Genomic DNA, 14,269 nt, shown 5'->3' on the forward strand with positions numbered 1-14,269 from the left:
AATTGTCATAAGAAAACTATAAAATAAAATTGTTTACTAAATGTATATAATCAAACTTAATGCCATTGACTCTACAAATACCTACTTAAAAAGTTTGGCATTGGTTGCTTTACCTAAAGATTATACGGTTGTTATGGCAGAATCACAGACTGAAGGTAGAGGCCAAATGGGTAGTTTATGGCGAGCTGAAGCAGGTAAAAACCTCACAGTAAGTGTATTTAAGAAGGTGTCTTATCTTAAGATTGAACAACAATTTTATATTAGTATGGCGGTTTCTTTGGCAATTTGTAAAGCTTTAAAAACATTAAAAATACCGAAATTACACATTAAATGGCCTAACGACATTTTGTCAGCAGACAAGAAATTATGTGGGATTTTAATTGAAAATGTCATAAAAAACAACAAAATGCAAGGCACCATTATTGGTTTTGGACTCAATGTAAATCAGAAAAATTATAATGAATTGCCACAAGCATCTTCTCTAAGTTTACTAACAGGTGTTCTATATAATAAGGATGAAATATTATCTGATATTTTGAATCAATTTCAGTATTATTTTAAAATGTTAGAAGCTAAAAAATTCAACGAAATTAAATTTGAATACGAAACCCTTCTTTTTAGAAAAGAAAAACCATCAACATTTAAAACAAAAGATAATACTACTTTTTCTGGTATCATTAAAGGTGTTACAGAAAACGGAATGTTAAACGTTTGGACTGAAGATGAAATTATAAAAACTTTCGATCTAAAAGAAGTTAGCTTACTATATTAAATAGCTGTTGTCATATTTGTAGCTAAAGTTTCGATAAATTTGCTGATAGGCCCTTTTATCATCATTGCCATCATTGCATTAAATTCGCCATTAAAACTTAACTTTACTTCACTTTTATCAGCTTCTATTTCATTAATATCTGCAGTTAAAGAAAAGTCTAATTTTCCACCAGCTGCGCCTAAAACTATTTTACTGTTTGGAGTTGCTTCTTTTTTCTTTAAAACAATTTCTGGCATGCCTTTTAGCGCAAAAAGAAATTTATCGTTTTCTAAAACTTCAAACTTGCTAATGTTTTCTGGCATTAAGCTTTCAAAATTTTTAACATCAGATAAAAAGTTGAATGTATCTTCTGCTGATTTATCTATAGTAACTTGTGGTGATTGTAAATTCATGTTTAATAATGTTAAGTTGTTTATTTGTTTATGCGTTAAGTTGATGTCGTTTATATTTTAATGGATTTAAACGAATCAACAACTAAACGACTCAACGATAATATATCAATTAGCGTTCCATTCGCTTGGATTGGCATTCCATTGTGCTAAAATGTCTTGCTGTTGTTCAGTTATATAATTAGTGTCTAAGGCTTGTTCTAATAAGTTTTCGTAATTGCCAAGCGTATATAATTCAATATTAGCTTCTTCAAAATTCTTCTTAGCTACATCAAAACCATAAGAGAAAATTGCAACCATACCTTTTACATTAACTTCAGCTTCTTTTAAGGCCTTAACAGCGTTAAGACTACTTTTTCCGGTACTTATTAAGTCTTCTACAACAATTACATTTTGGCCTTTTTCTATATAACCTTCTACTTGGTTTTGGCGACCATGTTTTTTAGCCTCTGGTCTTACGTATACAAATGGCAGATTTAAATAGTCTGCAACTAATGCACCAACACCAATAGCACCTGTAGCAACACCTGCTATAACATCTGGTTTTCCATAAAGCTTTTCTATATGGTTAGCCATCGTTTCTCTAATATAATTTCTAATTAGAGGGTATGACAATACAATTCTGTTATCACAGTATATTGGTGATTTCCAGCCAGAAGCCCAAGTAAATGGGTTTTCGGGTTCTAATTTAATTGCATTTATTTGCAATAAAACTTCGGCTGTTTTTTTTGCGGTTTCTTTATTAAAAATCATGATGCAAAAATAATGAATTTTGAAGGTTACAAAATTTTAAATGAAATTAATTTTCATTTCAAATACTTTCTCATAAAAAATAATATTTTTACAAAAGTAATGTTGTAACAGACCCTATCCATGCACACTATTTATGTAGGTGATAAACCTATAATATTAACAACTAAAACAGATAAAGAAGGGGATTTTAAATCCTACCTTTTAAAGTCTGCTAATATTGGTAAGATAATTAAGGCTTTAAATACAACAGATTTAAAATCTGTACATTTAATTCACAAAAATCCTGATAAGCTTTTACCAAAATTTCTAAAATTATTACCTAATGTTATTGCAGGTGGTGGTAAGGCTTACAATGCTAAAAATGAAATTCTTTTTATTTATCGTAATGATAAATGGGATCTGCCAAAAGGTAAAGCAGAACGTAAAGAAAGTATTGAGCAAACTGCCATACGAGAAGTGGAAGAGGAGACAGGTGTTACAGGTCTTAAAATTGTTAAGCCATTACCAATAACCTACCATATTTTTAAGCGTAATGGAAAGCACAAAATTAAAGTAACCTATTGGTTTGAAATGAAAACCGATTTTGAAGGTAAACTTTACCCTCAAGAAAACGAAGGTATCACTAAAGTAGAATGGTTAGACGCTAAGGCTTCTCAAAAAGCTTTAGAGAATAGTTATGCTAATATTAGGGTTTTGGTTTAGATTCGTTAACGTTGTTGTGTACGGTTATTAATTTCTTTTTCGTTACTGTGTCGTTCAAAATGTCCTTCGTGATTATCAATTCCGTATTTTCATATTTACTATTTTCATAAATAGATTCCGATGCTTTTTTTATCGTATCATTTATTTTTAAGTATAGTATTTCAGATTTTATTTTTTCGTTACTATCATAAGTAGAAATTGTAATTCTAAATGGCTCTTTGAATTCATAAGTTGATTCAATCATTTTTCCATTTAGGTATTTCATTTTTCGTTTTTGCAAAGTGTCATTGTCAAATATCAAATATCCGAGTACAGGTTTCCCTTTTTTATTATATTCTGTATAGTCCAGAGAATTAATAGAATCTGTTTTAGATGTTATGAATAAACTTTCTTTTTTTCCATCACTATCATATTTGTAATCATAATTCATAGAGATTGTGTCATTTGGACTTTCAGAAGCTATACTTATCATTTGAGCGTTGACAATTTCATTGTCTTTATTAACAAAGGTTTGAAAGATTGATTTATATTCTTCATTTATTTTAGTTTCTCGATAAAATAAATCTTCATCATTCCGGAAATAACTTTGTTGTATTGGCTGTCCATCTACTTTAGGTAAATATTCTATTAATGTGTAAAGGATTTTTTCATTTTTATCTGTTTTAGTTTTGACAATTGAAATTGTATCAATAATGTTTTCGTTATCATCGATTGAAACTTCAAATGTGGTTTTGCTAAATTTCAATTTGTCTATTTTCTTAATAAGAGCTTTGTTATCAATCAAAAGGTCAGATTGACAAGTTTGAATTGTGATTATTAGTACTAATAATAGTAGACTTTTTCTCAAAGTTTGTTGGTTTGGATTAATTGTACACAACTTTAGTGATATAAGTCCGTTTTAATGACTTATATCAGCTGGTAACGCACTTAGTTCAAAGTTTTAGCAAAATCAAACCTAGTTAATACGATACACAGGATACTGCAAATGCGCCTTCTCATAATTACCGCTTTGTTTATGTAACCAATCTAATTGTGCGTACCAATTATTAGCAAAGTCCTCGTCGTAACTAATTTTTACATTGTACTCTATTTGTAATTTAGGATTTGCTTTTAACAATTGTTGTGCTTTGTCTTCCCACACATATGGTGAAAATCCTTCTTTTTGTTGTAAAATAGTATCGAAAAAATTCCAGTTAAAGAAAGAGTCTGGTGCAGTTGGTTCCAGTGTTTCTAATAAGTAGCGTATAGCATTTTGGTCTGTATTTACAATATAATCGCCCGCTCTAAATGTTACTTTTTCTATAGAGGATTTTACTTTGGTTTTGTAATGTGCGTAATGACCTTCGTAAGCACTTCGTGTGGTTTGGTAATCAGCAATTTTGTAAGATTCAACACTTAGTACAGTGTCTTTTTTAATTTGAGTGAATTCTACATGGTTTAACTTTAATAATTCTATCACATTATGCCATCCTTGTGGAATAACATATGATTTCGGCACTGTTACGGAATCTGTAGGTTTAAAGTAATTTTGGTAAGTAACGTCTTTTGTAAATGGTTTTGTGGTGTCGTATTTTAAACGTTGCGCACCAGTTAAATCGCTCGGAATCATTACGCCTTCATAACCTTTAAATTTTAAAGTAGAGGATTGCGTTGTGTCAATAGCCCAAGTTAAAGGGTATGTCTTTCCGATAGTCCATGTTTTAGCTTGTTCTTGTCTTAACTGAGAGATTTTATCACCTTGCTCTTCAGTGATTTCAATCATACTTTTCATTAATTCATAAGTGCCTTCTACGCGTTGTTTGTATGGCTTCAGCATATGCGTTTCTACCATCATACCAAGTGTATTAAACAACGTGGTATAACCTGTAGAATATCTAGGAGAGTCCATAAACTGAGAAAAACCAGATTCTGGTGTGCGATTAAAAACGTTAACATAAGGTGTAATATCCCAAGATTTAGCTTCTAGTTTTTGCTCTAACATTGGCATCATTTCGGTATGAATAAAGTTACCAAGTTTACCACCAAGTTTGTTGTGTTGTGTAAACAAGTGCGTTAATGTATATTGGTAATCTGCACCATTACTAACATGGTTATCTATAAAAACATCAGGTTGTACTAAATGAAATAGTTTTGCAAAAGTTCTTGCGTTTTTAGTATCTGCTTTTATAAAGTCTCGGTTTAAGTCATAATTTCGAGCATTACCTCTAAAACCATATTCTTTTGGGCCATTTTGGTTGGTGCGTGTTCCAGAATTTCTATTTAAACTTCCTCCTACATTGTAAATAGGAATGGTGACTAAAACCGTTTGCTTAGGTGCGTCAATTTTTCCTTGTACTATATCTCTATAGAGCATCATAGTAGCATCTATACCATCAGATTCGCCAGGATGAATACCATTGTTTATTAATAATATTCTGTTATCTTTTCTTAGCTCTTCAAAATCATTTCCAGAAGCAGCCATGTTTAAAGTAACAAGATGCAGAGGTTTTCCAGAATCCGTTTCGCCTATTTCTTGTATAGTGATTTCAGAATATGTATCTGCTAAGTCTCTATAGTATTGAATGGTTTCTTTATAAGTAGCTGTTTCTAAACCTTCGCTTTTTTCAAATGTAGTCGTAAAATCTATATTTACTTTATCTTTACTTGTATTTGAATTAGAGTTGGATTTATCTGAACAACTCATTATTGTAAAAATAAGAAGCAAAAGTAACTGGTGGTTTTTCATAATTTATAATTTTAGTTAAAATTACTTATATTTATTAATATGAAAATACTAAAACTTCGTTTTGGGGAAATTTTAGTTCTAAATAAGAACCTAGCCGAAGTTATTATTAATGAGGGTATCGTTATGGATATGGGTATGGTTAACGAGTACCACAGTTTTCTTCTCGAAAATTTTGAAGCACCTTTTTCATTATTAGTCAATAAAAAATATGCTTACACCTACACATTTGAAGCCCAACGCGAAATCGCTAATTTACCCGAAATTAAATCCATGGCAGTTGTAACTCACAGGTATTTAACACATATGGCTACTGACTTTTTGATAAATATAAACAGTGATAATAACTGGAAAATAAAATTGTTTAGGCTAAGAGAAGAAGCACTAGATTGGTTAGAAAAAGAGATGTAAATACATAGTAGTTTTCAGTTGAAAAAATAATAACTTTACACCCAATTAAGTCACTTTATTTTATTTAAATGCAACAAACTACAGATACTATATTGATGATTCGTCCTGTAAATTTCAGAATGAATGAACAAACTGCGGTTAATAACTATTTTCAAGAAGATTTAGATATTAAAAATGCTGAAATCAATGCCAAAGCACAAGAAGAGTTTGATGCTTTTGTAGATAAGTTAAGGGCTGTTGGTATTAATGTAATCGTTGAACAGGATGATAAATTAATGGATACGCCAGATTCTATTTTTCCTAATAATTGGGTGAGTTTTCATAGCAATGGTGATGTGGCGAAATATCCAATGTTTGCAGAAAATAGAAGACGCGAACGTAGAGACGAAGTTTTTATTCGATTAGAAGATGAAGGTTTTAGAATAGAGAACATCATAGATTATACGTCTGCGGAACACGAAGGTATTTTCTTAGAAGGAACCGGAAGTATTTTAATGGATCGTGTTAACGGAAAAGCCTACTGTGCTTTGTCACCAAGAGCAGATGAAGATTTGTTTATTGAGTTTTGCGAGGATTTTGAATATACTCCAGTGATTTTTACAGCCAACCAAACCGTTAACGGCAAACGAATGCCAATTTACCACACTAATGTAATGATGTGTTTAGCCGAAAACTTTGCTGTAATTTGTTTAGATTCTATCGACGATAAAAAAGAGCGTAAAAACGTTGTTAAACATTTAAAGCAAGATGGTAAAGAAATTATTTCTATAACTGAAGCACAGATGCATCAATTTGCTGGTAATATGTTACAATTAAGAGGAGATAATAATCAGCGTTATCTAGTGATGAGTGAGGCGGCTCATAAAAGTTTAACGCCTTCGCAGATTGCCAATATAGAGAAACATTGTCCTATTCTTTCTAGTTCTTTAGATACCATAGAAACTTGTGGTGGAGGTAGTGCTCGTTGTATGATGGCTGAAGTATTTCTTCCTAGAATATAGGTGTTTATAGATTCATTCTCAATTCTTTTTAATCTAACTTATTAAATATATAGGCGCCTTTTTCTGCTCCCCAAACATAGTTGCCATCTGCATCAAATCCACGATCCCAAGACATAATTTTATCTTCTAAAATTTCAACTTCACTTCGTGCAAAAGATGCGCCTCGCATGGTACTTACGCAAGTGTCATCTCCTGTTTTACCTATAAAGTGATTTGGAGCTATGCGTTTTAAAATAACTTCGCAACCTTCTTTAAGTGCAATATCATTTATACTAATGGAGTCAAAAGCTTTTGGTGTTTTCCACATGCCAATCCAAAGTGAATCTACATTTAGGTTATAAACTGCAGAACTAAATGTACTGTCAGTCGCCCTTTTAATCTCATAAATTCGTTGGCGATAAGGTTTATTTTGCATACTAGTTAATGCTTGTTCTACATATAAGAAATTGCCTTTGTCTTCCCAAATTGGGTACATATGTAGTGAAATATTGTAGTAAGACGAATCGACTTGCGATTGTATGTCGGAATTAAAAGAACCTTGCATTAAGCCAAATAATTCTTTGAGCTCGGTATCTTCTTCTAGTTCTTGTTTCGTTTCGTTTTTACAACTAGTAATAGAAATAATTAAAATTAAAAAGGGAAGAAAACGTTTCATTTATCTATATTTTTAAAAGCTAAATATAGATAAAATAAACTAGGATTGTGTTGCAGCTTTTGGAAGTTCTATAAAGAATTTACTACCAACGTTTTGAGTACTTTCTACCCAAATTCTACCTTCATTTAATTCAACTAAATCTTTAGCGATAGTTAATCCTAAACCAGTGCCTTTTTCATTTTTAGTACCAACTGTTGTAAAGTTTTTATTGGCATTAAAGAGTTTGTCTATGTTTTCTCTAGAAATTCCTACACCAGTATCTTCTACACAGATTAAGGCTTTACCGTTAACATCTTGGTTAGATACTGTAATAACATCTCCCGTTCTACTAAATTTAACAGCATTTGTTATTAAATTCTGAATCACAATTTCTACCATACTCTTATCTGCATACACAAAATCACGTTGAGATTCATCTATAAGTACAATGCGTTTATCTTCTACTTTTTGTTCTACTAATGCTATTTTATTATGAAATACATCTTGTATGTTAAACAACTCTGGTTTTGGCTCTAAATTTTGCATTTGAGATTTAGACCAATTTAGTAAATTGAATAAAAGTGAAGATGCGTTATTGGCATTTTCACTTAATTCAGGGATTAACTCATAAAACTCATCTTTAGAAATACTATCTTCTTTTAATAAATCTAAAAATGCTTTTATAGAAGAAATAGAATCTTTTAAATCGTGAGAAACAATAGAAAACAATTTATCTTTTACTTGATTAACTTCTTCTAGATGATGTGTTTGTTCTAAGATTGCCTCATTTCTAATTTGCTCTTGTGCCAGTTTTTCTTTTGCCTTAACTAACTCATCTTTGTGCGACTTTGTTTTAACAAGATTATAAATTAACAACGATAACAAAATAGCTAAAGCGGCTATACATCCATATAATATGTAAGGGTTAGTGAGCCAAGTGCTATTTTGTGTTGCATTATTATCAGTGTTATTTATTTCCTTTTCAATAGCATCATTATTGTCTATAGTAATTGGATCAACATCTGTTGGAAATACAGGTTGATCTATTATAGAAAGTGAGTCTTTTAAACTATGGTATTTATTTTTCCAAAAAAATGCATTTTCAAAATAACCACGAGTAGAGTCTAAAGCAACATGGAGTTTATAATTTTCTAAAAGCTCAGTCTTATTGTCAATTTTTTGAGCAATTTTATAAGCTTCATCTAACTGAATTGAAGCTAATTTTACCTTTTTCTTCTGCAAGTTTAAATTTCCTATAGCGTTTAAAGCTCTAAGAAGTCCTTCATTATTGCCTTGCTTTCTGTTGTATTTTAAACCTTCAACTAAATACTCTGAAGCTTTATCGTACTCTTTAAAACGTAAATATTCACTACCAAGTTTTGGTAATATTTCACCTCGTAGGTCTTTATCATTTTCTGGGTTAAGGAGCTGTAATACATTCTCGTAATATTCAATACTTTTTCGATGTTCCTTAGATATAGAATAGAGTTCTGCAATGTTTTTTGTTGAAGCAATTATACCAAGTCTGTCATTTACTTGCTTACGTACTTCTAGTGCTTTATAATTAAATTCAATAGCCTTGTCAATTTGATTTGTCTTTCTATAGGCTTCTGCTAGATTATTATAAGCAGTGCTCAACTCTTCTCTTAAACCCTGTTTTTCAAAAATGGCAATGGCAGATAAGGAATTTTGTAAACCAACAGCATAATTTCCACGCTTAATTTCTATTAGGCCAATGCTGTTACTTACTTTAGCAACACCAAGTGTATCACTATTTTGTAGGTAATATTGTTTAGACTTGTTATAGTTGTCTATGGCGTTAAAATAATCATTACGGTGTGTGTATATTAAAGCTCTATAGTAACTGCTTTCTGCAAGTCCTTTAGTATAATTTAATTCTCTAGATAGCTTAGAAGTTTCATTAACGTAGAGTAAGGCCTTATCATATTCTTTTATAGAGTAGAGTTCGTTAATAAGCATTAACGATGTATCCACCTTTGTAGAATCTGGGTCTTGATAAGCTATTTGTACCGTTAGCTCATCTATTTTTTCATTTTGCGAAAAAATAAAAAGCGATACAAGACAAGCAGCTAATGTAAGCAACTGCTTCATCTTCTTATAGCGTTAAGACTAATTGCGATGTTTTGGTGCGTAAAACTTTTATAGAGGGATATCAAAAGTAAGTCAACACTAAACAATAACAACTGGGTTAATGTTTGATAATTAAGCCTCATTAATGTTTGGGACATTGATTAATAGCCTTCCAAAAATGCCATTAAGTGTACAAATATGCTAATAATTGGGTTTTAATGCTAATATATTAGATGAAGTGACAGATGAAATTCAAAAAAAAAATGCTGTATCGACTAACGGCACAAATCATAGGAAAACTACACAATCATCGATGAAATGCACTAATTGATTAACTGCCTGAAAAACAGCTTAATGTGATTATAATAATATTAACAATTTAAAAAAAGATGAAATTATCAATGTTAAATTAAGATAATTCAAAAGCTTAATAAAGTAATAAAACTGCTATCTTTGCAAGCGTTTTAAAATCAAAAAAACAGAAGCAAGGAATGAATCTTCAAGATACTTTAGAATTACATGTAAAAGCAGCTATTAAAACGTTGTTTCAAACGGAATTAGAATCAGTAGAATTTCAAGCAACTCGCAAAGAGTTTGCTGGAGATATTACTGTGGTTGTTTTTCCTATGCTTAGAGTAGTTAAAGGAAATCCTGCTGTAATAGGTGAACAAATAGGTCAATATTTACAGGATAATGTGGATTTGGTAAAAGGTTTTAATGTGGTTAAAGGCTTTTTGAATGTAGAAATTAGTGAAAGTTATTATCTAAATTTCTTTAAATCTATAAAAGATAAAACGAATTATGGTTTTTCAGAATTAAAAGATGATAAAGCTATAATGGTAGAATATTCTTCACCAAACACTAATAAACCTTTGCATTTAGGACATGTTAGAAATGTACTTTTAGGTTATAGTGTATCTGAAATATTAAAAGCATCTGGAAAGAAAGTTTATAAAACCCAGATTATTAACGACAGAGGAATTCATATTTGTAAGAGTATGCTGGCTTGGCAACGTTTTGGAAATAGTGAAACTCCAGAATCTACTGATTTAAAAGGAGACAAGCTAGTCGGGAATTATTATGTAAAATTTGATAAGGCTTATAAAGCTGAAATTTCAGAATTAGTTTCGAAAGGGCAATCTGAAGAAGAGGCAAAAAAAAATGCACCAATTTTATTAGAAGCTCAAGAAATGCTCAGAAAATGGGAGGCAGGTGATGAAGAAGTTGTTGCACTCTGGAAAAAAATGAATGGTTGGGTTTATGAAGGTTTTGAAGAAACTTATAAAAATATTGGTGTTGATTTTGATAAATATTATTACGAAAGTGAGACCTATTTATTAGGGAAAGAATTTATTGCAGAAGGATTAAAGACTGGAGTTTTTGAACAAGATCCTGATGGTTCAGTATGGTGCGACTTAACCGAAGATGGCTTAGATAGAAAAATTGTTTTGCGTAGTGATGGTACTGCGGTTTATATGACGCAAGATATTGGTACGGCTATACAGCGTATAAAAGATTACCCAGATGTTGGAGGTATGGTTTACACTGTGGGTAATGAGCAAGATTATCATTTTAAAGTGTTATTCTTAATTTTAAAGAAACTAGGATTCGATTGGGCGAAAAATTTATTTCATTTAAGTTACGGAATGGTAGATTTACCAAGCGGAAAAATGAAGAGTAGAGAAGGAACTGTTGTAGATGCAGATGATTTAATCCAAGAAATGGCTGATACAGCAGAAGAAATTTCTAAAGAATTAGGTAAACTAGAAGATTACTCTGAGGATGAAAAGAAAGCACTTTATAAAATGATAGGTTTGGGTGCTTTAAAGTATTATATCTTAAAGGTTGATCCTAAAAAACGAATTTTGTTCGACCCAAAAGAGTCTATCGATTTTCAGGGTAACACAGGACCTTTCATTCAATATACTTATGCCAGAATTCAATCTATTTTAAGAAAGGCTACTTCAACTTCGCTTAGTGACCAATTTCATAATGATATTAAGCTTCATGAAAAAGAAAAACAACTCATTAAGCAGTTAGAGTTATTTCCAGAAGTAATACAAAATGCTGCATCACAGCATAGTCCAGCATTAATCGCAAACTTCACTTACGATTTAGTAAAGGATTTTAATTCTTTCTATCAAAATGTATCTATTCTTGGTGCAGATATTGATGAAGAAAAAAGCTTTAGAGTTACATTATCTCAATCTGTTAGCCAAACCATAAAAAATGCATTTGGTGTCTTAGGGATTGAAGTGCCGGAGCGTATGTAGTTTTCTTGCTAAGCCAAAAAAATAATATTACATTGTGTCAACTCAAAAAAAAGCACTTTGGATATTATTCGCTATATATTATTTACTCAAGTATTTGTTGCTTTTTTTGTAGCTGGCGGTGTGTTTTTTAAAATACGGAACCTAAGGAGTACTACTTTGTCATTACTAATAGCGCTAGTAGGGTTTCATATTTTGTTATTTCTTTACGGTTCTGGTTCACTTTCTCTATTATATCCTAAGTTTAGAAGCTGGTTTTATTATGAGGTTGCCATGCTTTTTGGCCCGTTATTATTTGTACATCTGCAATGTCTAGTTTTTAATAAAAAGCGTTTAAAGTTAATAGATACATTACATCTACTGCCAATCATTATTTTTTGGTTTGGTTATGGAGATGTCCTTTTAATGGAAGGTAAAGTCCGTAATGAGTATATCTATGAAAACTTCATAAATAGAACAATGCCTTGGAATTATTTTTTGGCTTTTCAAATGGTAATATATGCTATTGGATGTTCTGTATTTCTTTATCTAAAAAGATTTGAATTTCGAAATAAGCACCGACAATATGCTTTGTTGTTGGTAGTAGCTTATATGTTTTCTGCAATTTTAATTTCGTATTTAACCCACTATGCGGACGGTTGGCGGGACTTTGCCTCGTATTACTTAATTCTAACACTTTTAATTTTTGGTGTAGCTTATTTGTTATTTAAATACCCAGATTTTTTTAAACAAATACGTAAAAAGTATTTCAGTTCTAATTTAGATAAAACGGATATGCTGCGCATTCGTACAAAAATAGAAACAGCTTTTGCAAAAGATGCTTTGTTTTTAGATAGAAGTTTAAGTATTTCGAGTTTAGGCAAGATTTTAGATGAAAAGCCGCATCATGTGTCACAAACATTTTCAGAATTTATAGCCGAAAGTTTTAACGATTATGTAAATAAACATAGAATACAAAAAGCAAAAAAGTACTTACATGATACTAAGTATAGTAATTATAAAATTGAAGCCATTGCACTAGAAAGTGGATTTAATAATAAGGTAACATTTTATAAAGCCTTTACAAAGTTTACTGGTTTAACACCTTCAGCATTCAGAAAACAAAAGCAGTGAATTATAATTATTCTTAACGTTTTAACATTCTTAAAAGCAGGCGCTTGGTTGCTTTTTCGTATCTTAGTAAGGGTTAGGTTGTATAATTAAATTCACTGTTATGAAAAAAACACATTTTTTAAAACTTTATGCTAGCACATTTATTATGATGTTGTTAGCCGTATTTTCATTACATGCTCAGGTAGATTTTATGGAGTATAATGGAAAAGTAATTGACGGTAAGTCTAAAAAAACATTAGAGGCAGTAAGTCTTAATGTTAATGAGACTAATATAAGCACTATAACAAATTCTGAAGGAGAGTTTACACTTAAAGTGCCAAAAAAATATTTAGATTCTAAGGTGGTAATCTCCATTTTAGGTTACAATACACGTGTACTACCTTTGTCAGAACTTTCTAAAAAAGACAACAAAATAATGCTATACGAAGCTATTACAGAGTTGTCCGCTGTTAGCGTTTCTGCCTATAAAAATGCTGAGAGTTTGGTGAAAAAGGTATTTAATGATAAGAACAAAAATATACAAGACGAATCTGTGTATATGACGGCCTTTTATCGTGAAACTATTAAGCGACGTAATAGAAATGTTTCGTTAACTGAGGCGGTTGTGAATATATTAAAACAGCCTAATGCTTCTTTTCAACGCGATGCAATTCAATTAGGTAAAGCTAGAAAAAGTACAGATTACAGACGTTTAGATACGGTTTCTGTAAAACTTCAAGGAGGTCCATTCTCAGCTATTTATTTAGATGTTATGAAATACCCTGAATATATTTTTACGGATGAAACTATTTCAAGTTATAATTTCTCTTTTGATGAGCCTACAACTATAAATAATAGAAGCGTATTTGTGGTAAGTTTTACTCCAAAGAACAATAGCTTAAGTATTAATTATAATGGAAAACTTTATATTGATGTTAATACTTTGGCATTAGTAAGTGCTAATTATGCTCTAGATGTAAGTGATATAAACAAATCCAAAAATCTCTTAGTAAGAAAAAAACCAAGTGATGTCATTGTTTATCCTTTAGAAGCAAATTATAAAGTAGACTATAAGGCAAAAGGGAATAAATGGTATTATAGCTATTCTAATTTAAGCCTAAAGTTTAAAGTGAATAAAAAACGGGAAATCTTTAATAAAGTCTATACTTTATCTAGTGAAATGGCTGTGACTGATTGGGAGGTAAATACTGCAGATGTAAGAATTAAAAATAAAGATAGATTAAGACCAACAGTTATTATTACTGATGCTATCTCAGGATTTTCTGACCCTAACTTTTGGGGTGAATATAATTTAATTGAACCAGATAAATCTATACAAACAGCCATAGATAAGATTAGAAAAAATATTGAGAAACAAAAAGGAAAAGCAAAAACGGTAAATGGAATTCCGTAGTTAACTAACAAATTTATT

The 14,269-nt window shown here is 30.8% G+C and carries 13 protein-coding genes; 7 read left to right on the top strand and 6 right to left on the bottom strand.

Features of this window, described 5'->3' with window-relative positions; all coding sequences use genetic code 11:
- Nucleotides 1-40 precede the first annotated feature (40 nt).
- Entirely contained in the window at nt 41-772 is a 732-nt protein-coding gene (locus H8K90_RS14825; RefSeq protein ID WP_186846772.1) for a biotin--[acetyl-CoA-carboxylase] ligase, read from the top strand.
- On the opposite strand, the gene H8K90_RS14830 is transcribed toward H8K90_RS14825, so the two are convergent.
- Both H8K90_RS14830 and pyrE read right to left on the bottom strand, forming a co-directional pair.
- Entirely contained in the window at nt 769-1,164 is a 396-nt protein-coding gene (locus tag H8K90_RS14830) for an SRPBCC family protein (RefSeq protein WP_186846773.1), read from the bottom strand. The two genes, H8K90_RS14825 and H8K90_RS14830, sit on opposite strands and share 4 nt — an antisense overlap.
- A 105-nt stretch (nt 1,165-1,269) precedes the next feature.
- A complete protein-coding gene (gene pyrE, locus H8K90_RS14835) occupies nt 1,270-1,914 on the bottom strand; it encodes an orotate phosphoribosyltransferase (protein WP_186846774.1) in 645 nt (214 codons plus the stop codon).
- A gap of 120 nt (nt 1,915-2,034) precedes the next feature.
- On the opposite strand from pyrE, the gene H8K90_RS14840 reads away from it, so the two are divergent.
- A complete protein-coding gene (locus H8K90_RS14840; RefSeq protein ID WP_186846775.1) occupies nt 2,035-2,616 on the top strand; it encodes an NUDIX hydrolase in 582 nt (193 codons plus the stop codon).
- Here the strand turns inward: H8K90_RS14840 and H8K90_RS14845 are convergent.
- Both H8K90_RS14845 and H8K90_RS14850 read right to left on the bottom strand, forming a co-directional pair.
- Complete coding sequence (locus tag H8K90_RS14845; RefSeq protein ID WP_186846776.1) at nt 2,600-3,361, bottom strand: hypothetical protein; 762 nt, start codon at nt 3,359-3,361, stop codon at nt 2,600-2,602. The two genes, H8K90_RS14840 and H8K90_RS14845, sit on opposite strands and share 17 nt — an antisense overlap.
- Before the next feature lie 210 nt (nt 3,362-3,571).
- Nucleotides 3,572-5,341, bottom strand: a complete 1,770-nt coding sequence (locus tag H8K90_RS14850; protein ID WP_186846777.1) for a M14 family metallopeptidase — start codon at nt 5,339-5,341, stop codon at nt 3,572-3,574.
- Between the two features lie 39 nt (nt 5,342-5,380).
- Between H8K90_RS14850 and H8K90_RS14855 the strand changes: the two genes are divergently transcribed.
- Nucleotides 5,381-5,749 carry a hypothetical protein gene (locus H8K90_RS14855; RefSeq protein ID WP_186846778.1) on the top strand — a complete coding sequence of 123 codons (369 nt, stop codon included), beginning with the start codon at nt 5,381-5,383 and terminating at the stop codon, nt 5,747-5,749.
- Between the two features lie 68 nt (nt 5,750-5,817).
- Nucleotides 5,818-6,750 carry a citrulline utilization hydrolase CtlX gene (gene ctlX / locus H8K90_RS14860; RefSeq protein ID WP_186846779.1) on the top strand — a complete coding sequence of 311 codons (933 nt, stop codon included), beginning with the start codon at nt 5,818-5,820 and terminating at the stop codon, nt 6,748-6,750.
- A gap of 28 nt (nt 6,751-6,778) precedes the next feature.
- Here the strand turns inward: ctlX and H8K90_RS14865 are convergent, their stop codons facing one another.
- On the bottom strand, nt 6,779-7,405 hold the full coding sequence (locus tag H8K90_RS14865; RefSeq protein WP_186846780.1) for a chromophore lyase CpcT/CpeT: 627 nt from the start codon (nt 7,403-7,405) through the stop codon (nt 6,779-6,781).
- Between the two features lie 39 nt (nt 7,406-7,444).
- Nucleotides 7,445-9,496, bottom strand: a complete 2,052-nt coding sequence (locus H8K90_RS14870; protein WP_186846781.1) for a tetratricopeptide repeat-containing sensor histidine kinase — start codon at nt 9,494-9,496, stop codon at nt 7,445-7,447.
- A gap of 470 nt (nt 9,497-9,966) precedes the next feature.
- Here H8K90_RS14870 and argS point away from each other — a divergent pair, with 470 nt between their 5' ends.
- The 3 genes from argS to H8K90_RS14885 all read left to right on the top strand — a co-directional run bounded on the left by argS (nt 9,967) and on the right by H8K90_RS14885 (nt 14,251).
- Complete coding sequence (argS, locus tag H8K90_RS14875) at nt 9,967-11,748, top strand: arginine--tRNA ligase (RefSeq protein ID WP_186846782.1); 1,782 nt, start codon at nt 9,967-9,969, stop codon at nt 11,746-11,748.
- Between the two features lie 156 nt (nt 11,749-11,904).
- Nucleotides 11,905-12,858, top strand: coding sequence for a helix-turn-helix domain-containing protein (locus tag H8K90_RS14880; protein WP_186846783.1), 954 nt, complete (start codon nt 11,905-11,907; stop codon nt 12,856-12,858).
- A 100-nt stretch (nt 12,859-12,958) separates the two neighbouring features.
- Nucleotides 12,959-14,251 (top strand): carboxypeptidase-like regulatory domain-containing protein, encoded by a 1,293-nt coding sequence (locus tag H8K90_RS14885; RefSeq protein ID WP_186846784.1) that lies wholly within the window; start codon nt 12,959-12,961, stop codon nt 14,249-14,251.
- Nucleotides 14,252-14,269 lie beyond the last annotated feature (18 nt).

Source organism: Winogradskyella echinorum (assembly GCF_014297365.1).
Classification (GTDB): Bacteria; Bacteroidota; Bacteroidia; order Flavobacteriales; family Flavobacteriaceae; genus Winogradskyella; species Winogradskyella echinorum.